The 21,827-nt window shown below is 44.2% G+C and carries 13 protein-coding genes and 5 pseudogenes; 14 read left to right on the forward strand and 4 right to left on the reverse strand.

Annotation, left to right across the window (positions count from 1 at the left end; genetic code table 11):
* The first annotated feature begins 13 nt into the window (after positions 1–13).
* The 8 genes and pseudogenes from B9L19_RS06450 to B9L19_RS18605 all read left to right on the forward strand — a co-directional run.
* Complete coding sequence (locus B9L19_RS06450; protein ID WP_020756259.1) at positions 14–451, forward strand: BrxA/BrxB family bacilliredoxin; 438 nt, start codon at positions 14–16, stop codon at positions 449–451.
* A gap of 215 nt (positions 452–666) precedes the next feature.
* Positions 667–1,035 (forward strand): AbrB/MazE/SpoVT family DNA-binding domain-containing protein, encoded by a 369-nt coding sequence (locus B9L19_RS06455; protein WP_047752824.1) that lies wholly within the window; start codon positions 667–669, stop codon positions 1,033–1,035.
* Positions 1,022–1,360 (forward strand): type II toxin-antitoxin system RelE/ParE family toxin, encoded by a 339-nt coding sequence (locus B9L19_RS06460; protein ID WP_053004383.1) that lies wholly within the window; start codon positions 1,022–1,024, stop codon positions 1,358–1,360. Before B9L19_RS06455 ends, B9L19_RS06460 begins: the two co-directional genes overlap by 14 nt.
* A 42-nt stretch (positions 1,361–1,402) precedes the next feature.
* Positions 1,403–1,576 carry a hypothetical protein gene (locus B9L19_RS19280; protein ID WP_198527156.1) on the forward strand — a complete coding sequence of 58 codons (174 nt, stop codon included), beginning with the start codon at positions 1,403–1,405 and terminating at the stop codon, positions 1,574–1,576.
* 3 nt (positions 1,577–1,579) lie between these two features.
* A complete protein-coding gene (locus B9L19_RS19520) occupies positions 1,580–1,774 on the forward strand; it encodes a nucleotidyltransferase substrate binding protein (protein ID WP_198527157.1) in 195 nt (64 codons plus the stop codon).
* 64 nt (positions 1,775–1,838) lie between these two features.
* Positions 1,839–2,134 (forward strand): annotated as a pseudogene (locus B9L19_RS06470) (nucleotidyltransferase family protein).
* Positions 2,135–2,384: 250 nt separating this feature from the next.
* Positions 2,385–4,289 (forward strand): N-6 DNA methylase, encoded by a 1,905-nt coding sequence (locus tag B9L19_RS06475; protein WP_047752826.1) that lies wholly within the window; start codon positions 2,385–2,387, stop codon positions 4,287–4,289.
* Positions 4,290–4,452: 163 nt separating this feature from the next.
* Positions 4,453–5,273: pseudogene (locus tag B9L19_RS18605) on the forward strand (N-6 DNA methylase); the annotation flags it as partial.
* Here the strand turns inward: B9L19_RS18605 and B9L19_RS19755 are convergent.
* A pseudogene (locus B9L19_RS19755) lies at positions 5,231–5,410 on the reverse strand (DUF4277 domain-containing protein); the annotation flags it as partial. The pseudogenes B9L19_RS18605 and B9L19_RS19755 sit on opposite strands and share 43 nt — an antisense overlap.
* A gap of 220 nt (positions 5,411–5,630) precedes the next feature.
* Here B9L19_RS19755 and B9L19_RS06495 point away from each other — a divergent pair.
* The 6 genes and pseudogenes from B9L19_RS06495 (at position 5,631) to B9L19_RS06530 (ending at position 18,555) form a co-directional block, all read left to right on the forward strand.
* Positions 5,631–8,094: pseudogene (locus tag B9L19_RS06495) on the forward strand (type I restriction endonuclease subunit R).
* 144 nt (positions 8,095–8,238) lie between these two features.
* Positions 8,239–9,759 (forward strand): competence protein CoiA family protein, encoded by a 1,521-nt coding sequence (locus B9L19_RS06505; RefSeq protein ID WP_244182602.1) that lies wholly within the window; start codon positions 8,239–8,241, stop codon positions 9,757–9,759.
* On the forward strand, positions 9,756–11,738 hold the full coding sequence (locus B9L19_RS06510; protein WP_089113877.1) for a hypothetical protein: 1,983 nt from the start codon (positions 9,756–9,758) through the stop codon (positions 11,736–11,738). Before B9L19_RS06505 ends, B9L19_RS06510 begins: the two co-directional genes overlap by 4 nt.
* A 21-nt stretch (positions 11,739–11,759) precedes the next feature.
* A complete protein-coding gene (locus B9L19_RS06515; protein ID WP_047752834.1) occupies positions 11,760–12,713 on the forward strand; it encodes a hypothetical protein in 954 nt (317 codons plus the stop codon).
* Positions 12,710–18,070 carry a DEAD/DEAH box helicase gene (locus B9L19_RS06520; RefSeq protein WP_047752835.1) on the forward strand — a complete coding sequence of 1,787 codons (5,361 nt, stop codon included), beginning with the start codon at positions 12,710–12,712 and terminating at the stop codon, positions 18,068–18,070. Before B9L19_RS06515 ends, B9L19_RS06520 begins: the two co-directional genes overlap by 4 nt.
* Before the next feature lie 188 nt (positions 18,071–18,258).
* Complete coding sequence (locus B9L19_RS06530; RefSeq protein ID WP_047752836.1) at positions 18,259–18,555, forward strand: nucleotidyltransferase family protein; 297 nt, start codon at positions 18,259–18,261, stop codon at positions 18,553–18,555.
* Positions 18,556–18,809: 254 nt separating this feature from the next.
* On the opposite strand, the gene B9L19_RS06535 is transcribed toward B9L19_RS06530, so the two are convergent.
* The 3 genes and pseudogenes from B9L19_RS06535 to B9L19_RS06545 form a co-directional block, all read right to left on the reverse strand.
* On the reverse strand, positions 18,810–19,442 hold the full coding sequence (locus B9L19_RS06535) for a hypothetical protein (protein WP_047752837.1): 633 nt from the start codon (positions 19,440–19,442) through the stop codon (positions 18,810–18,812).
* A complete protein-coding gene (locus tag B9L19_RS06540; RefSeq protein WP_047753377.1) occupies positions 19,435–20,301 on the reverse strand; it encodes an ATP-binding cassette domain-containing protein in 867 nt (288 codons plus the stop codon). The genes B9L19_RS06535 and B9L19_RS06540 overlap by 8 nt, the downstream gene beginning before the upstream one ends.
* Positions 20,285–21,481, reverse strand: a pseudogene (locus tag B9L19_RS06545) (ABC transporter permease); the annotation flags it as partial. The gene B9L19_RS06540 and the pseudogene B9L19_RS06545, both read right to left, overlap by 17 nt.
* Between the last annotated feature and the right edge of the window lie 346 nt (positions 21,482–21,827).

Below are 21,827 nucleotides of genomic sequence, written 5' to 3' on the forward strand. Positions count from 1 at the left end.
AGGAGGTGTTGAGATGTTCCAATTTCAATTTCCGCTCTATCACGACATCGTCGAACAAGCGCGGCGTGAAGCGGTCGAAGCCGGATTTGAAGAGCTGCGCACGCCGGAAGACGTCGATGCGGCATTCCGCCGTCCGGGCACCACGCTTGTCCTCATCAACTCCGTGTGCGGCTGCGCCGGCGGCATCGCCCGTCCCGCAGCGGCCCACGCCGTTCATTACGACAAGCGCCCGGACCATTTGGTGACCGTCTTTGCCGGCCAAGACAAAGAAGCAACGGCCCGTGCACGCGAATACTTTGTCGGCGAGCCGCCGTCCTCGCCGTCGTTCGCCTTGTTAAAAGACGGAAAACTGTGCGCCATGCTCCACCGCCACGACATCGAAGGGCACGAACCGGTCGCCGTCGTGCAAAAGCTGCAGGCGCTGTTTGACGAATATTGTGAGGAAGTGTGAACCGAAACACCCGAAGCCAAAGAAGGCTTCGGGTGTTTGCGTGATTGTTGGAAACCCTTCTCATAAACATTGAACAAAAGCAGGGGCCAATCATTGTGTTTGCTTTCGCTCTATGCTATGATCATTAGTAAAGAAACCAAGAAATTTGGTTATGTTTTGGGGAGGAGGGGAATACTATGATACCATCAGATGCCATGACAAAGGAGAAGGTATCGATGGACAAACTCCCAGATGACAAGAAAAAACGTGTGAAGCGCATTGCTGTATCAAGGAAAAAACAAATTACAATCCCAAAAGATTTTTATGAGCAATTAGGGATTGGAAATGAAGTGCTGATTGAGCTGGCGGATAATAAATTAATTATTCATCCGATTCATGAGGACCACTTTGACTTTTCCGATCTGATTTTAAAAGACTTGATCAGGGAAGGGTATGCAGGTGAAGAACTATACAAAGAATTTGTATATCGTAAATCGCAAATCGCTCCTGCTTTAGATGCCATGATTGCTGAGGAAAGACCAAAGGCAAAAACGTATACGGCGGATGCGTTAGAGGAGTTATTTGGCGAAGATGATGAATCATAATCAACTGCAATTGCTTCCGAAAGCAGAAAAAGCCATTAAAAAATTGACAAAAAAGGATGCAGCTCTGAAGCAGCGTTTGATCGAAGCCTTGCGGCAGATTCTTACCGATCCCGCCGAAGCAGGGGAAGCGAAAACAGGTGATTTGGCAGGAATTTACGGTTATGACATTTATCATCGAGGCATCAATTACGAGATTGCTTATTTGATCGACCAAGATGACAGCGGACATGTTGTGGTCGTGGTTTTGGTGGGGACGCGTGAAAATTTTTACGAAGAGCTGAAGCGTTATATAAAGACGAAGCGAGCGCCGTTTTCGAAGGCATAGATGCAGATCCATTTAGGACAATGGGCAAAGGAGAACGATGGCATGGATGAGCGAGAATCGATTGTATTATCGTACCAGCATGCGTTTCGATTGTTGCTTCATTTGAAGAATGTCATTGCCGCGTCGGAACAAGTGGCGGAAGAGGATGAACTCTTGAGGGAAGTATACCGCGATTCGATTGTGAAAAAATACGAAATTTTGGAAGACCAAATCTAGAAGTTGCTATCGAGAATTTTCAAAGCGTCCGGTCTTGAATTGAACAACCCGCGGGCATGTTACCGCCAGGCGTTGAAAGAAGGATGGATCAAGAATATTGACGTATGGAACGATATATTGCACTCCCGCAATGCCACGGCTCATGTGTATAATGAAGACGATAATGAGCGGATCAAAAACCGAATTGCATCGGAATAATCGGAATATGTCCACGAAATCGAAGCGCTGCTCGAACATATCAAAAGAGAAGTGATCGACCGTGATGTATGGAATGAGCCCGACCGTGTTTGACGGTTGATGGCGTATTTCGCGGGCGAAGAAAATATACAAAAAGTCGTTTTGTTCGGCTCGCGGGCGCGCGGCACGGCCCGCTACAACTCGGACATTGACTTGTGCATTGACTACACCGGAAAACAGAAGTGGAAAATCAAAGAGGATCTTGACGAGATTGTCGGCATTTACTCATGTGATGTGCTCTTTTTCGACGCGCTGAACGAAGCGATCCGGCGCGAAATCGAGCGCGACGGGAAGACGATTTATGAGAAATCTCCGTCGTGAGCGTAGGCGGCTTGCCCTGCATGAGTGGGCGGCTGTTTTTTTTGTGTCCGGCGGCTATAGGACGGCGCGCACTATGTTAAAAAGGTGCAATTTCCACTCTTTGGACAAGGGAAAGAAAAAGTAACTCAATTACTAACTTATTGTTGATTTTTTATTATTATTGGCATTATAATGAAGATAGAAAGTTTTTTGGTCAATACTTAAAATAAGTAATTTTATTACTAAAAAAAAATAATGAGGTGACTTTTAAATGGTGTATGAAAGAGAATTATCTCATTTCATGGATCAGTTGCGCAGCGAGGCGAATATAAGCGTGATCGATTCTGTGCAGACGATTGCGTCGATTGCAAGCGTGAAATTTTTAGAACTGGATAAGGAGCGTTACAGTCTTCCAGACGAACTCTCTTTAGGGGCGATTTTAAAAGAAGGAGCTTTTTTGGCGGAGAAGGTAAAGGCAGTTTTAAATGAAATAGAAGCACATGTCCCTTTCCTAAAGGGAGTATATGAGCTTTCCGACTTGTTTGGCCGATTAAGCAACAATACATTATATCATTTGTTGTCGCGGATTCATTCTTTTGCATTCACGAAAGAGCAGTGGAAACAATGGATTGAATCGTTGTTTGTGTACGCAGGCAATATGGCCGATGTTGAAGGTGTAGAGCTGATCACGCCGGTTGGTGTTAATGAGCTGGGCATTCGCCTTTTAAATATGGAAGGAGGGGAGTTTTATGATGGTGTTTCAGGGCTGTCCGGCACGTTGTGCGCAGCAAGCGAATATGCACGGCGACATCATTGCGAAGTGGCGCTGTACGGTCAGGAAATCAACCAGCGAGCATGGGCGCTTGGAAAACTGCGTCTGTTATTTCACGACCGGACCGATGCTCATTTAGCCAAAGGAGATACGCTTACCGAGCCTGCATTTGTAGAGGGAAACAAGTTGAAAAAGTTTGATTACATTATGATGAATTTTCCGTTTGGCATGAGAATAAACAGCTATGAACAACTGATGAATGACCGTTATGATCGGTTTGTATACGGCCGATTGCCGCGAACGAGCGCTGACATGGCTTTTATTTTGCACGCTCTCTCTTCGTTGAAGGAAAACGGAAAAGCGGTTCTTGTTGTCACAAACGGAATGCTGTTTAGAGGAGGGCCGGAGGCGGTGATCAGGGGGCATTTATTGTCTGCCGATTTGATTGAGTCCGTGATCGCTCTGCCATCATCTTTGCTTGATGGTGCAGCCATTCAGATCAACCTTCTTGTGCTGAATAAAAACAAAAGTGCAGAGAGGGAAGGAAATATTTTATTCATTAACGCGGAAAATTATTATGGCGAACGGAGAAGAGGCAGAAGATATTTGCGCCAAGAAGATATCGACCGGATTGTGGCCATATATCATGAAGGGCTGGAGATCGATGAAGTAAGCAAATTCGTATCCGTCCGGGAGATTGAAGAAGCGAACCTTTTAAGCAACCGGTATTTGCAAAGCAGTGAATGGACGATCGAGCCGTATGGAAAAGTGAAGTTTTACCCTGATCACATAAAGAATTTGCCATGCGTACAACCATTGAAACGGATCGGCACTTTCTACCGCGGCATCAATATCTCAGCCAAAGACGCGGAAATAGAGAATGGGCCATATAAAGTGATTAAGTTATCTGACGTCCAAAATGGGGAGGTGTTGATCGACCAGCTCGCGTCTTATGAAATTACAAACAATGCCAAAATTGAATCATATCTTGTCCAAGAAGGCGATGTCATTATATCGGTCCGGGGGGCGGGGATCAAAATAGCGGTCATCCCGCCGCATGAGGGGGATATACTGATTTCCCATAATTTTATTGGCATTCGTCCGCACCGCCATGTTGACCCATTTTACTTAAAGGTCTTCTTGGAAAGCCCTGTTGGGCAATATCTTCTTTTGAGCAAACAGGCAGGGACAAATGTCACGATTTTGAATATGAAAGATTTGGAGAACATTCCGATTCCAGTGCGGCCGTTCGAAGAGCAGAAGGAAATCATCATGTCCTATCTCGAAGAACAAAAACATATTCAAGACATGATGAAACAACTCGAGAAGCAACGTCTTGAATCGAGTTTAAAACTGTACGAAAAAATGGGAATTCGTTCGACGTTTACACTGATGCAATCGTAAAACTCAAAACGCCGCTCTCCCTGTTGTCGCCTGCCGATAGTCTGGATGATAGGGAGAGTGGGGCTATAGGAAATTAGTTCCTTAATGGCAAAGATTTTTATGGTAAAATAGACTCTGGGAATCAAATTACATATCGTGTCAAACGGGAAAGGAGCAGCGACAGATGGCGACGATCGGTTTTGAAGAAAAGTTATGGTCCGCAGCCGATAAGTTGCGAAACAATATGGATGCGGCAGAATATAAACACGTCGTCTTAGGACTTATTTTCTTAAAATACGTGTCTGATACGTTTCAAGAAAAATGGGAAGAACTGATGAAAGAAAATCCCGATTTTGCGGAAGACCGCGACGCTTATATGGCGGACGGAGTGTTTTGGGTGCCGGAAACGGCCCGTTGGAGCTATATACCGGAAACGCCAACTACGCCTGGCTGCAGCATATGATCGACAAGCTTGGCCAAAACGGAAAAGCCGCCGTTGTGCTCGCGAATGGCTCGCTGTCCTCGATGACGTCCGGCGAAGGGGAGATTCGCAAAAACATTGTCAACGCAGATTTAGTCGACGCGATCATCGCGTTGCCAGATAAATTGTTTTATACAACGCAAATCCCGGTGTGCATTTGGATTTTAAACCGCAACAAGAAACATCCGAGGAAAACGTTATTCATCGATGCGCGCAAATTCGGCCAGCTCGTCACCCGGAAGTTGCGAGAGTTGACGGATGAGGATATCCGCAAAATCGCCGATACGTATATCAATTGGCAAAACAACGAGAACTACGAAGACGTGCAAGGCTTTTGCAAATCAGCGACGATCGACGACATTCGCGAGCATAACTACATTCTCACGCCCGGCCGCTACGTCGGCATTGAAGAAGAGGAAGAAGACGGGGAATCGTTTGAGGAAAAAATGGAGCGGCTGACAGCGACATTGGCGAAGCAATTTTTACGGCCGCTCAAGATATCCAGAGTGATCAGGCTGACGATATCGCTGGTTCGGGTTTGGCGTTGGCGATCCACCGGAACCAGCCGGTCAATCAGCTGGGGGAGGCCAAGATCCTTGAAGATGGCGTTTATGATAGTCAAATAGGAACGTTCATCAATCGCACGAATGCGAACGTCCATGGTGTGGAAACTCCTTTGCTTTCCTTGTGCACCAAGGATCGATTCGGCATGGGGACGAAAAAATCCTCCCGATGTTGGTCGAGAGGGTGCGAAATGTGAGTAATAAAGTAGAGAAATCCTTGGAAGAAAATGTGTCTCTTTCTGCTTTACGCGACACCCTTCTTCCCAAACTTATGTCCGGAGAAATTCGTGTCGTTGACGCCGAACGGGAGGTGGAAGTGTGTTTACAGAAGAGCAGCTAGAGCAAGCCGTCATTGAATATTTTCAAGAGCTCGGCTACCCATATATGCCAGCGAAGGAGTTAAAGCGAGATAAAAAGGACGTTTTATTGCTTGACCGTTTGGAAGAAGCGTTAGTGAAATTGAATCCAGAAGTGCCTGTTGAGATCATTCGCGAGGTGATGCGCAAAATCCACTATTTTGAAACGAATGACGTGCTTACAAACAACAAAATGTTTCATAAGTACTTAACAGAAGCGGTAGTAGTGCCTGAGCTTGTGAATGGAGAGACGGTTTACCATCATGTTCGACTCATCGATTGGGAAACGCCAGAAAACAACGATTTTCTCGTTGTCAACCAATTGGAAGTCATTGAAAAAGGACAGGAGAAAATTCCAGACATCGTGCTGTATGTCAAAGGTCTTCCCCTTGTTATTGCAGAGTTAAAAAGCACGTCACGCGAAGAAGTCGATATTGAGCGAGTGAATTTTTATGGCAAACACCATTACAAGCGGAAACGCGCAGCCATTTGAAAGAGTTGTTGGAACATCGGCAAACGGGCGGCATCGTTTTTTCAACGATTCAAAAGTTTGAAGAAGAAACCGGCTTGCTTTCTGAACGGGAAAACATCATCGTGATGGTTGACGAAGCCCACCGCTCCCAATACGGCGTTGATCCGAAATACGATATCGAAACGGGGGAGCAAAAGTACGGGACGTATATCGCATTTACAGGGACGCCGATTGAAACGACCGATCGATCGACGACCGGCTTGTTTGGCGATGTCATTGATGTGTATGATATGACCCAAGCGGTGGAAGACGGGGCGACGGTCAAAATTTATTACGAATCTCGCTTGGCGAAAGTGAAATTGGACGAGAAGAAAATGAATGAAATTGACCAAGAATATTGGCGCATGCAAGTTCACGAAGGTGTCGGCGACTATATTATTGAACAAAGCCAAAAAAGCTTGAGCCGCATGGAGCAAATCATAGGCGACCAAGACCGAATTCGCGAAGTCGTCACGGACATTATCCACCATTACGAGGAGCGCGAACATCTTGTCAAAGGAAAAGCGATGATCGTTGCTTATTCGCGCAACACCGCGTTTGCAATGTATAAAGAGATCATGCGTCAACGTCCGGACTGGAAAGACAAAGTGAAAATTGTCATGACCGAAAACAATCAGGATCCGGAGGAGCTCGCGAAGCTTGTCGGAAATAAACAAACGCGGAAACAGCGGGAAAAAGAATTTAAAGATGGCGATCATCCGTTTAAAATCGTCATTGTTGTTGATATGTGGCTCACCGGTTTTGACGTGCCGGCGCTCGATACAATGTATATTGACAAGCCCATGAAGACGCATAACTTGATGCAAGCGATCGCCCGCGTCAACCGCGTTTATCCGGGGAAAACAGGCGGATTGATTGTTGATTACATCGGCTTAAAGAAAAATTTAACGGAAGCGTTGCAAACGTATACGAAGCGCGACCAAGATAAAGTGCAAGAAAATACCCAAGCCCGCGACATCGCGTTAAACATCCTCGAAGTGTTGCACAATATGTTCCATTCGTTTGATTATCGCGCCTTTTTCGGTGATAGCGACACAAAGCGTTATGAAGTCATTCGCGACGGAGCAGAATTTGTGCAGCAAACGGAAAAAAGAAAATTGCTGTTTATGACGGAAACGAAAAAGCTGAAAGATGTTTATAAAATTTGCACCGGCTTGCTTTCGAAAGAACAAAAAGAGGAAATTTCCTATTTTATCGCTGTTCGTTCCTTTATTATGAAATCTTCGCGAACAGGCACACCTGACTTAAAAGAAGTGAATGAACGAATCGCGAAAATGTTGGAAGAAGCGATTTTGGAAGATGAAGTGATGGTGTTGACCCAAGCGGTTTCATCGGAAAGTTTTGATTTGTTGAATGAGGAGAACATCAAAAAATGACGCGCCTTGCCGCAAAAAAATATTGCGTCGACCATTTTAATGCGCGTATTAAAGCAAAAATTGCAAGATGTGAAAAAGACAAACATGACGGTGAGCCAAACATTTTCCAAACGTTTTGAAAAAATATTAGAAAAATACAACAATCGAAATGATTACACGGATGTGTATGAAGTATTTGAGGAATTGCTTAAATTTAAAGAAGAGTTGCAGGCGGCGATTGAAGAAGAGAAACAGCTTGGCTTAACCGAGGAGGAGAAGGCGTTTTTCGACGTGTTAGGTTCTGACCCGGATATAAAAAAATTAATGGAAGATGAGGTATTAATTCAAATCGCAAAGGATTTGGCGAAAACGGTAAAGGAAAACCGGACGCACGATTGGGATAAAAAAGCGCAAGCCCAAGCGCGCATGCGCCTTGAAATTAAGAAGGTGCTGCGCAAGTACGATTATCCACCAAATAACAGCCGAAAGCGGTGGAAGATGTGCTTGAGCAAGCGAAGCTGCAGTGCATGAATATGTAAGGAGATCAATCGGTGCTTTGAGGAGAGACAGTTATGGAGAATATGCTGTCTCTCTCCGCGAAATTCATCGTTTTGTCAATAGTTTATTGAAGTGGTCAAGATATAAAACAACATCCAGTCATTTTTGTAAGGGGTTCTGTTCATATGGAAAGAGCACTTAACCCGTTAGGACAACTTGTTCATGCGAAAAACGCACATAAGTATGGGGTTGTCTATACGTGTCCATGCTGTGGCGCGAGAGTATTTAAAGCAGAAGGAAGGGTGCAGTCCGCTCACTTTCGTCACGAACGCGGGCAAGGGTCTGAACGATGCGAACTTTATGTTCAACGTTTGTCAGGTTCATCCCATCTTCATGATTATTCAGTGATGATAAGCCGCCCCTTTATTACATTTGAACCATTGGAACATGAGTGGGAACTTTTTATTACCTTTCCTTATTTAACGCCTTTTCAAGCGATGCAATGTGACGCGCATCATTTGCACTTTAAAATAAAATGCAATGAAATGAATTCCTTTATCTCATCTGCACAGCTTTGGCCTAACTCTAGTGAAAATAAACTGCAGATTGTTCCGAAACAGGGTTACAGTTTTTCTTTTGCGACTAGAAAAGATGAAAAATGTTATGAGAAACTCGGCTTGTTTTGGCCTGAATATATTAAAGGGTTTCAAAACCATACATATTTGTTTCGGCCAATAAACCAAAGCTTTTGCATGATTGAGCCTAGAGAACTATCACTGAGTGATACGTTTTATATGATGTCACGAAAAAAAATAGAGTTTCCGAGGGAAATGGATGTAACACCATTAAATCAAAAGTATGGATGGTTTGCCTATAAAATCCGTCTTCCTTTTCTATTGGCGGAGCCGTTAATAGAGTGGTTTCGGCAATTTGGATATGACTTGAAACCGCCGTATTATTATTTGGATATAGTTGCCCCTTCAATTTTTGGCAGAAAAGGAGAAGCGATGTTAATCGGAACAGGAAAATGTAGAATCCAAATATCTTTTCGTGACTTTCAACCGCAAAAGTACAGCCTAGTTCATATCCAACCGGATTATACGAGTCGGGAATATCCGCTGTCGAGTTCTTATGTTGACATTATATTGCATAAAAAAGGTTTTCATACTTTTTATATTAAAAAACATGAAGGAAAGATGTTACATCTATTTTATGATCCAAACGCGAACCCATATTTTTCGGAACGATTGGAATCCGGGGTTGTGGTTGACCAGCGGACATTGGCGCTGTGTGAGGAAAAAAGCATCTTGAAATACACAACGGTTTCGGTAACAGATCCTCTTTTGTTTCCTTACTGGATCAAAGAAAAAAATCGGTTTGCCAGAGAGCTCAGTCAAGGGGGAGAGTTTTTTCATCCATCTGTTGAGAAGCTTTTTATTCCTGGGGTTTGGGCGTTTGACTTTTCTGCTCAAGAGATGTGCGATTTAGCCCATCCCGATTGGCGCAAAGTTTTATTGGCGTATATGCAGCTTGAGCAAACAAAGTGTTGTTGGATTTCAAATGAACAATATCGTTTTCTAGAGTTTTTGTTGCAAGATGTAGGGGATAAAATGTTGCGGGCAAAACTAGCCTACTATGTAAAGACGTATCGAAACAAGGTTCCAAAAATAGTAAAGGAATTTATTGATGGGAGGAGATCGTCGTGAAGACGATATTTGGGATTGTCGAAAAAGAAAGAAAGCCAAATAAAAAATACGTGTTTGTTAAAGTTTTAGCGGAATATCGCGATCACCAGTTAATCGAGGTTCAGGAAGCACGATTGCATTATCCAAGTGAGGGGGAAGTGATATGGTCTCCTGCTCCTGAAGACATTCACGCAGGGAAAGTGGGATTTTATACAGTTGAAGAAAGAAATGAGGAAGAATACACAGGAAGACCTGTATATTCAAAATTTATCGTAAGAAAAGAATTGGAGAATTTAAAATATTATGAGGTATTCCCAATACCGTTTTCACTTGCGCAAAATCATGACATTGTTTATTTGATTCAGAACGGGTTTGATGCTCCGCAGCGGTTTAGTTCAGAAATTTTACTCTTAACGAACGATGATTATTTAGTTGGACCTTGCCGTGTCAAACAGACAAAAGAACAAAAATGGGTGATTGATTCTTCCGAGGATAAGTTGCTCGAAATAAGAAAAAAAGGGATGCATCTCGTTAAATATAATGATAAGAATGTCGGAATCGAACGATACTTTGTATCGACGATGCTAGCGAGCCCTGTCGAAGATTATCTCGATTGTGCCACTAACGATCGGATTATGCGTTATGCTTTAAAAACGTTGAAAGACCAGCAACAGGTTCAGGAAATTTCACGAAAAGTCATCAGTCAGCTATCTGAGTTGGTTAGCGATCTCCCTCCGCAAGTTCGTTATGAGCGCATTATGCGAGCCATTGAATTGTTGGATAAATATCAAATAACAAAGGAAGATATTGGTCAATTTGAGGAGGAATTATTACAGTACCCAGTGATTCAAAGGAAAATAGAGGAAAAATTAGAGGGAAGGTTTGCTGCGGAGAAAGCAAGAATCGAAGATGAGCATCGAAAAGTATTGAACGAAACAGAACAGCTGCGTAGAAAAAAAGAGCATTTGCTCGTTGAGATGGAAGAAATCGGAAGGTGGATAAAAGAAAGGGAAGAAAGACTAAAAAAAGCCGATAAGGCATTGGAATTAAAGATCAAGGAAATGAAAGATAATATTTTCCACACTTTGGTTGATTTACTGCCTTTCACGAATTTGGGGTTAAATGTCCCTGTACATAACGCATCAGACGATCGAAATCATTCGGAATGGGTGGTGAAGGATGTTGATGAAACAACAGTTTATTATGAAGATATAAATCATTTAATGACATCCATTGCAGAAAACCTATGCATGATTGGCATGCAGGAGAATAAAGCATGGTTGACAGCGAAAACGATCATCGGAGCGATTTTGTTTCGTAAACCAGTCGTGGTCAAAGGAGAATTTAGTTTTGAACTGTCACAGGCAATCGGCTGGGCGGTTGCAGGAAACGATCATCTAACGGTTTTTCCAGATATACGGAATTTTACTAATAAAACGCTGATCAATTCCTTTTCTTGTTATACACGGCCTGACTGTGTAAAGTCTCTTCATTTATGCCAAATTGAAAATTCGCCTGCTGAATTGTATTTACAATCGTTTCTCGACCATTGGCGCGTGTCTATTGATGAGTCGTTGCCGGAATTGATTTTGATAAGCATAAAAGAAGAAAGTGAGTTGACCGATTCGTTCATCCAAAAGTTGTCGTTTTCGCCTGTGATCAGCGCAAATGAAATGATAACAACTCCTGATATTCGGTTACTAAGAAAGACGCATCGTCTAGTCTTTGGATCCATCCCTGCTCGATTACTTGTAGAAGGTAAAATATTAAAGGAAAAATCTAGTGAGTTCAATAATTTTGTGGAAATTGTGCAAGAAGTCATGTCGTTTACGAAACAAAAAGAAGCATTTAAAAAATGGTTTCGGTTATTAGAGGATGAACGGTTTGAGGAAGAAGCCGTGTCTGTATGGGTTGTCAAGGTGCTACTGCAGCCGTATGTTGACCGTGAGCAGGCAAAGAAAATCTTAGAAGAGTTTGACAGCGAGAATATTTTGATTTAGTAAGGGGGTGGAGCTCGAGAGATGTTGATAGATGCATGGGAGAATATAATTATACAATTCAGACAAATAAAACGTCATGTCCTTTCTTTGGTGCACTTTTATGCATTCGAGGACTATAAAATGAACCCGGTGCATTTTCAGCGGCTTATCCCGCCTTTGCAAAGATTGCTAAAGGGGCGCTTTTTTGAAGATCTTCGAAACGTTATGAAAGAAGAAGATCAAACCGAAGCACAGTCATTGCTCGAACTGTTATCTGGTTTGGGGGAAATATTGAAGCTTGCCAATGGATATTATTTGCCGTTGCCCCCGCGCTGTGTCGAACTTCCCGTGTCTAAAAGCTTGGTTGTGCTCAGCAACCCTGAAGGAAAGAGCGACAGGTATTACGGGTGCGGCAACGGTTATATGGAAGAGGGCAGTCATGTTCCAACGTTGATGATTGACGAATGGATGACTTCACCGACTGTAAATGAATTTATCGAAACACTCAAATTGCAGAACCCAGTAAAACTAAACGATGAACCAACAGAACTATTTTTGCCTCAAAAACGGCGCAAATGGCACCCATTTCAAATGAATCTTGCATCAAAGTCTGATTGTTATATTGCTAGGTATGCATTAAAAAACAGTCAACCGCTCTACTTTTGGGTTGAGAACATGGGGAGGGGTGATGCGCGTTATTACAAGATACCCGAATATTATTTAGAAACGGCTAAGTATGCCTTAGAGTATAAGGCTCAGGTGAAAACAACGATAAAGTGTGCAAAAATTCGTGAAGATATTATTTATGTCCGTCTTTTTAAAAAGTTTCCTGTGTTTGAACAAAAGATGGCGATGCTTTTTTGTTTCCCGCTTTCCTTTATCAAACCGATTGAGTGGATTGTGCCTTTGTGGCATTATTCAGATTTTATTTGGGTTTTGCGGCGCTTGGGGATTGATGAGGATTCAATACGATGGGAAGGAGTCGAAATGGGATGATGGAATTTACCATTAACTCCGTTTCTGCACGGCTGCATCAAAAATTGCGCGAATATATTGAAGCTCAATATCCAATCAGCCATCCCTCTTTGCTGTTAGAGCGCAGAGAGTTATTGGATTCACCAGGGGTCATTTCGAAGGAGCCTTATATTGAGGCCACTCCTGTTTATGAGCTGGGGCCTGCCTACGAGCAGATGAATTTACCTGCTCATTGTAAAGAAGCAATGACTTATTTTTCGGAGTTGTCTCCTAGTGTAGGAATTTATAAGAGGCCGTACGTCCATCAGCAGGAGGCGCTTGAATCATTTTTAGTGGATGGACATGATTTAGTTGTAGCGACTGGAACCGGCTCAGGTAAAACGGAATCATTCTTACATCCCATTTTAAACTCATTAATTGATGAAGGATTTAATAGAAGGGAACAGTTTCAAATACATGCGGTTCGGGCGTTAATACTATATCCGATGAATGCGCTAGTCAGCGATCAAATCACAAGATTGCGCCAGCTTTTTGGTGATGAGAGAGTGTCCAAGTACTTTCGGGATCATTTCGGCCGTCATCCATTATTCGGTATGTACACATCAAGAACACCTTACCCGGGAGAGCGGACAAAGGAAAAAGACGACTACCAGTTGAAGGAGATTATTGATTATTATTTGGATATTGAAAAGAATCGGCCGCAACTGGCGCTGGAAATGAAAAAAAGAGGGAAATGGATAGCGAAAAATTTAACAAACTTTCGTTCAGGCAAAAAAGGCGACTGGAAATCTCGATATTTGACCTCTCCTGACGACCGGGAATTGTTTACTAGACACGAGATGCAAACGACTCCCCCGGATATTTTGGTAACGAACTATTCCATGCTGGAGTATATGTTGATGCGCCCGATTGAGCGGCCAATTTGGGAGAAAACAAGACAATGGCTTGCAGAAGATGAAGCGAACACATTGATTCTAGTGCTTGATGAGGCGCATATGTACCGAGGAACGAGTGGTGCAGAGGTGGCTCTACTCATTAGAAGGTTGCAGGCAAGATTAGGAATTACACGCGATCGATTGCGCTGCATTCTAACGAGTGCAAGTTTGGGCGCGGAGGATGATAATTCTGCGGCTATTGAGTTTGCTGAACAATTAACGGGCAAACTGAAAAAACGTTCGTTTAAGTTGATCAAAGGAGTGAAAGAAAAAAGAAAGTCCGGAAGAATTGGCACGACAGAAGAGGCCTATGCATTCGCCTTGCTAGACAGCGAGCAGTTTACCAATCGCATTCATCAGTACGATACATTGCGGTCGAATCTCCAGGCTGTAGCAAAGCGGCTTGGATGGGGAGATGTCCCACATAATTTAGATGAGCTGCCGTCGTATTTATATAAAAGCTTAGACGGATTTGGACCGCTCGAATTAATTATTGAACAAATAAGCGGAAATGCTAAAAAGTTCAGCGATATTGCCAAGTTAGTATTTCCAAGTGTCGATATGAAAATGGCCCAAAAAGCGACAAGCCATTTATTAATGTTGGCCAATGCAGCGAAAAATAATGAGCGAGTGCTATTGCCGGTAAGGATCCATTTATTCTTTAAAGGTGTATCAGGCATTTATGTTTGCACCAATCCGAAATGTGAGGAAAAAAGAGTAAAAGGAAACGATTCGATTTTAGGAAAAATGTATGATTCTCCGAAATTACAATGTACTTGCAGCAAGGAAGCAAGGGTCTACGAATTGCTTACCCATCGAAAATGTGGAACTGCATTTATTCGAGGGTATATATCGAAAAAGGACGGCAACTACTTATGGGCTGAAAAAGGGAAAGGCATTGTTGGCGAGGAGTTGACAGAGATTCACTTGCTGGTTGAACCGCCCCATGAAAAAATACAAAAAGGAGAACGATCGGTGCGCCCTGTATGGCTCGATATCAGGACGGGATACTTAATGAAGTCGCCGCCGGAAGATCCTGAAGGTTATCTAAAATTGTATTTGCCTCATGATGAGGCAAATAAGAACAAAAAGAAAAAGCAAACAATTACATTCCAAAAATGTCCGTGCTGTATGAGAAAAGTGCAGGGAACGATTACAGACTTAAAAACAAAAGGTGAGCAGCCTTTTGCTAATTTAGTTCGCGAGCAATTTTTATTGCAACCTCCGGTAAAGCTGAATAAACAATTGCCTAATGAGGGACGGAAAGTGCTGCTGTTTTCTGACGGACGCCAAAAGGCTGCACGTCTTGCTAGGGATATTCCCCATGAAGTAGAGCTTGACTCTTTTAGACAGTCCATTTTATTGGCGGCTCAAAAATTAATTGATCAAGATATTGAACCGAAACTGAGCGGCGCTTTATATTGTTCGTTGCTGCAAGTGATTGATGAGCATAAATTATACTTTTTTGAAGGACAGGATCGAAAATCGTTGGCCTATCATGTTCAAATTTTACATGAGGATTTTGATGGCGACTATGAGGAGCTGATTGAAAACGGCGACATTGAACTGCTGCCTCGTTTCAAAACAGAACTTCTTCGCCAGCTTTGCCATCCACTCTACTCTGTTTATACAACGGCCACAGGCTACGTAGAGCCTGTTAAAAGAGAAATGGCAAGAGTAGAAAGAAAGCTAAAAGAGATATTGTCGAAAGAAGACATTTATGTACTGACTATGCTGTTTATTCAAGAAATGCTGGATAGAGTGGCCATAGATTCAACCATTCATTTCTATGAGAGGCTGAAGATTAGAGGGTTCGGGGGCGATGATTGGGGAGTTGAGAAAGGTTATATACCGAAAAACTTAGAGAATATCATTCATCTTTATGTTCAAAGTGAGGAGCATAAGAAGGAAATTGTCGATGCATTGTTTAAATTGTGTACAGAATCGGAAGGGAGATATTATTTATCCCCTAGAAAATTAAAACTGATTCCCGGCATTTATACAACTTGGTATAAATGCAATGATTGCAAAGAAATGAATATCGTTGCAGCAAAAAACAAATGTGTGAATTGTTTATCGGAAAATATCGAGATATTAGACGTGAACAGTAAACGGTTAGATTCAGAAAAAGGATTTTGGCGTTCACCTATACAAAAAATATTGACAAACCATGAGAAAATTTCGAACGTCACCGTTGAAGAGCATACCGCTCAACTGTCGCAAAAGGATGCGAAAATAGCGATCGCAACAACAGAAGAGTACGAATTGCGGTTCCAAGATATCATATTAGATGTTTTAGAAGGACCTGTCGATATTTTAAGCTGTACAACCACAATGGAAGTTGGCGTCGACATCGGTTCACTGACTGCCGTTGGACTACGAAATGTTCCGCCACAACGTGAGAACTACCAGCAGCGTGCGGGACGTGCTGGACGGAGGGGAACGGCTTTATCGACCGTAGTTACTTATGCCCAGGGAGGGCCGCACGATTATTATTATTTTCAACAGCCTGAAAAAATGATCAGCGGTTCGGCTCGCAAACCCATTGTTTATATTGATAATAAAAAAATCACCAAAAGGCATTTGAACGCATTTCTCATTCAAACGTATTTTCATGAAAACGTTTCTACAAGTGCCGTTGCGTCAAGCATTCTCAGCAGTTCGTTAGGTGATACAAAATCATTTTTTGAAGGTGCTCCGCCTTTTAATTATGAGCAGTTTAAAAAATGGCTGAATGACAATATCGCCTGTCGTTTTCGCGACTATCCGGTGATTTTTGACTTGATTCCGGATGAGGTTGTTTCGACAGAAGGAATATTAGGCGGGGATATGGTAGAACGAAAATGGTATATTGTTGAGGAAGCATGTAATGAGCTAGTAAGCGAGTTGGAACGGAATTATGAGAAAGTCAAACATACAATACAACCCATCGATGGTGACGATATAGCGGAAGTAAATCCGAACGATAAATTTCTCGATTTTTTGTTCAATCACGGCTTGCTTCCAACCTATGCATTTCCACAAGATTTATGCAGTTTTTACATCGAAGGGAAGGATGAAAGAACGGGGAGAATAATCGTTAAACAACGACCGCAATTGGAGATAAATAGAGCGTTGAGCGAGTATGCGCCAGGAAGACAAATTGTTGTTGATAAGAAAACATATCGAATAGGGGGAATTTATGTACCTAATCCACACGATCCGTTAAAACCGGCTAAAGATTTGTTGCTTGACAGTTTGCCGGTTATCACCTATTGTGAATCGTGCTTATTTGTTTCTTTGGATCCAATCCAAACGAAAAAATGTTCAGTGTGTGGTGGTGAGTTGAAAAACAGTCCGTTGTTGCGACCAACGGGGTTTTCGCCTGAGAAAGGGATGGAGGTGAAGGAAGGAGATAGGGAACAGGAATTCACCTATGCAGTTCCTCCTCAGTTACCTATTCCTGTGTCTGGCGAAAAACTAAGTTTGAAGGCTTATTCAGGTTCAGAGCGGCTTCAATATGCTAATGAGATGAACAAACAGCTTATCGTCATGAATAAAGGGACGGATCGACAGGAAGGATTCGAAATCTGCACGGATTGTGGGGCTATTTGGCCAGCAGGGGAGAGTGAACATAAATTGACCCATGATGTACCTTACAGGTTGAAAACACATCTTGGTCAAAGGGATAGCCGCTGTAGAGGAAGTATTATGAAAGTGTTTCTTGGAAATATATTTAACTCTGATTTATTACTATTGCGGATGAGTTTTGATGAAAAAGTCGATTTTCACCCGAATCATCAATGGGTTCATGACGGTTTGAAGACGATTGGCGAGGCGCTCGTATTGGCTGCAAGCCGGGTATTGGACATCGATTATAATGAGTTACTGTCTGGATATCGCATTCTTCCATTAGAGACAAAAAGTCCACAACATCTGTATCAAGCTGATGTTTACCTGTTTGATACTTTATCCGGAGGAGCGGGGTATTCACACATTGCAGGGGAAATGCTCCCTGATATTATTAAAATGGCAAGGGAAATTTTGTATGAATGCGAAAACCATTGCGAGACATCTTGTTATAAATGCTTAAGACATTACTCCAATCAATTTTATCATCATCAGTTAAATCGTTTTGTCGCCCTAGAGTTGCTTGATTATATCGTTAAAGGTGAATTGAAGACATTAACATTAACGGAACAACAAAAAGTGTTGGCCCCCATTAAGCGCATGTTAGAAATACACAATGAAAAATTCGAGGAATTCGAAGAAGGGGGACGATATCTCATTAAAGTCAAATCGAAAGGGAATCGCTTAATTGGCGCAAAAAATAATATAGAAAGAATGTTGGTATGCGCATACAGCCAGCCTGCTATTGCGTATGTTTCGGCTTATGAAGTTTTGCATGATTTGCCCAATGTATATTTAAATGTTGTAGAAGGCAAACAACAGTTGCTCGTTTGAGGATGGTTAGAATCAATGCTAATCGCTCAAAAAGAGGAATGGATTTATTTACTCAATTCGCGCAACGCCACGGCCCATGTGTATAACGAGGAAGACTATGAACAGATTAAAAACCGAAATTGTATCACAATATGTCCACAAAATCGAAGCGCTGCTGCAAAACATCAAAGAAGAAGTGATCGACCGTGATGTATGGAATGAGCCCGACCGTGTTTGAACGGTTGATGGCGTATTTCGCGGGCGAAGAAAATATACAAAAAGTCATTTTGTTCGGCTCGCGGGCGCGCGGCACGGCCCGCTACAACTCGGACATTGACTTGTGCATTGACTACACCGGAAAACAGAAGTGGAAAATCAAAGAGGATCTTGACGAGATTGTCGGCATTTACTCATGTGATGTGCTCTTTTTCGACGCGCTGAACGAAGCGATCCGGTGCGAAATCGAGCGCGACGGGAAGACGATTGATGAGAAAGCCCGCTCATAAACTATTTTTGTTTAGGATGGTCTGTCCCGTATCGGGGAGATGAGGTGGGGGTCGGACGGGGGGGCGTCCAACGAACGGAGAACACACCAGCAAGCCCCCACATTCCTCTGTTGGGTTCCGCCCTCGTTTACCAAAACTCCCGTCCAATCAAAATGGCGGCGATCACAATGCCCGCCCCCAGCCACATCATGGGGAGAAGGAGGGACAGCGAATCCGCCGGCGCTTGAAACAAAAACAGATGCGGCCACGGTCGTTTACCAAAACTCCCGTCCAATCAAAATGGCGGCGATCACAATGCCCGCCCCCAGCCACATCATGGGGAGAAGGAGGGACAGCGAATCCGCCGGCGCTTGAAACAAAAACAGATGCGGCCACGGCATGAACGTCCCTTGCGTCGCGACTTCCATAAACGTATAGACCGCGATGACGGACAAGGCGACATCCAGGCTGCCAAAAACGCCTAACAAGGCAAGCCCAATCAACTGGTAAAACCAAAACAGCAGAAACAGGTGCCCCAACACGGGGGCGGTGAGAAACATCGTTCCTTGAATCCCTATGACCGCCCCCACAAGAAGAACGATGCATCCCCCATGCAAAACGGCATAGCGAACCAAGTCGAAGACGACCGCTTTCCGGTAGTGCCATACCAACGCGTCTTTCGCCCCTTCGTCGTACAAATGGCGGTACAAAAAGACGAGATGCCATCCGGCGATCGGCACGGCAATGCCTTGGATGACGGTGTACGGCAAAAACGGTTCGTCGGAGCGGGCGGACAAGACCGCCATCAACCCGACGCACAGCCCATACACGAGAAACGGAAACCAGTACAATCGGCCGAGCAAGCGGCGGTCAAAAGAAAAATGATGGGCGATCGTTTTTTTATCCATGCGCTTCCGCCTCTTTCAACAACGCCAAATATCCGTCCATCAGCCGCGGGGCGACAGGCCGGCCGATGGGTTGTTCGGACAAGACGCGCACGACGACGTGGGAAGGCTCTTCGCTCATTTGAACGACTTCGTTGGCGGCCAGAACCGAGTCCAGCTCCTCCAATGGCACGTCCAACTCATACGTATAAGGGGCGGCTTTTTGCTTGAGCTCATCGGGACTGCCTTCAAACAGCACCACGCCGCGGTCCAACACCCCGATTTTCGTGCACAAAAATTCAATGTCCTCGACAAGGTGCGAAGAGATGACGATCGTATGATCGTGCCCCAGCCGCTTCAACAAATTGCGAAACCGCACGCGCTCGCGGATGTCAAGCCCGGCCGTCGGCTCATCAAACAGGAGGATGGACGGCTCCCGAAGCAGCAGCATGGCAATGCCGACCCGCCGCCGCATGCCGCCGGACAGCTCGCGCATTTTTTTGTTGAGGTGCGAAGACAAGTTGACTTGTTCGATGACCTTCTCGATTTTGGAGCGGCAGGCGGCGGGATGTTCTCCTTGCAAGACGGCGAGATGCTCAAGCACTTCATACATCGTCAGCTCCGGATACATCATAAACTCTTGCGGCAAATAGCCGATCTCGTTCACCCGCTTCACTCTCGTGCCCGTGCTGATCGGCTCGTCTCCGAGCGACACCCGTCCGGCATTAAACTCCAACAGTCCGGCCACAATGCGCATCAACGTCGTCTTGCCGGCGCCGTTTGGCCCCAGCAAGCCGTACACGCCGGAGAGGGTGAGGGAGACATCGGATAAAATCGGCTTCTTTTTCACGATTTTCGTCAATCCTTCAATGACGACCGCCAATGCCGTTCACCTCCTGCATCATCTCCAAGATGCGGTCCCATGTCCAACCGTCGTCCATGTTCGCATACCATATCCGCAAACATTGTTGCTTTTGGTCGACATCCAGCGGCTGAAACGCCTGATAAATGGCTTCAATTTGCTTCTTGACGGATGACGGCTGCGACTCGAACCACTCGCTTTTGGAGCTCCAGTCGATCACCAAAAGGCCTTGTTTTTGCATCAGCCAGCGGGTGGCCAGCGAAATCCACTCGTTGTACATGATCCGCGATCCTTTCGGCGGTACGGAAAGCCGAAGTATTTTTTCGTAAAAATTTTGTTCCATAATATATTGATCGATCCCATATAAGTCATCTGTGTTATATACAAGATGATCGTTTGCGAGAAACGAGGACAGTCCGAAACTAGAGAAGACAATCTTGTTCGGCAACGATGAAACCGCCGTGGATGCGATTTGTTGTACATGACGGAATGTTTTTTCCATCTGGCGGATGACCGTCGGCGCCCGTTCCGCCATGTGCGGCCAATCGGCCGGGTAGGTGATCTCATATCCTTGATCGACGAGTTGATGCCCTTGCCCTTTGATCAAGGTGACCGCCTGCGCTTTCCCTTGGTAACCCTTTCCACGCTTTGGCACATTGCAAAACAGCACATCGCCGTCCACGTTCAAGGTAAAGGTGTATGTTTCATTCGGAACGAATTGATCGGTGAACGCCCCATCCCAAGCTCTCGTTCCCGCCACCCGATATTCATAAGTCCGATACATGTGCGAAGCCCTCCTTTTCGGATACCACGCCCGGTCCGCCAGCAGGACGATGCGGCCGTTCGTGTACGGAATGAGCGCCGTGTCGACGATCTCATAGGAAAAGGTGAGCGTCGAGGCGCGTTTCGGCAGCCGCACGGTCACGAGATCGCCGTTTCTCGTAAACGTGACGGGCTGATGGTCCGCTTCAATCGAGTGGAGCGGATACAAATGGTACAGTTGAAACGTGGGCCGGTTCGTGTCCAACTGGGACAAGGCCACGCGCACGACCGCACGCGATCCATGCAAAGAAATGTCATACGACTGGATACGGTAGCGCAAATCGGCCTTGATGGTTTGCGGCATTCGACGGTACTCCTCGAGTTCGGTCGTCTGATCGGCCCGGGTGAACGCCTTGGTGTTCGTTTGCAAGGAGTGGAAAATGCGAGTATGAAAATAGTTTCGGCTTTTAAGCGGAACGTCATTCTTGACATGAACACCCATTTCATATGGAATGCCCTCTCTAATCATGAATTTGAAATGTTTGTAAAATTCAATGGCATTAAAAAAAAAAAAAAAAGAAGATGTCAACCTTTTATATGGAAATTCACAGTATATTCACAAATAACAGGAAAATCGTATTGTCATGATGACGATTTTTGGAAAATTTTGCGTCTTTCGGTGTAGGGAGTGTTCATTGTGCAACGTGCTTTTTTCGATGCGCTGAACGAAGAGATCAGGCTCGAAATTGAACGCGATGGGAAAACGATCTATGAGAAAGCCTGCT

It is taken from the genome of Geobacillus thermocatenulatus (assembly GCF_002217655.1).
GTDB lineage: Bacteria > Bacillota > Bacilli > Bacillales > Anoxybacillaceae > Geobacillus > Geobacillus thermocatenulatus.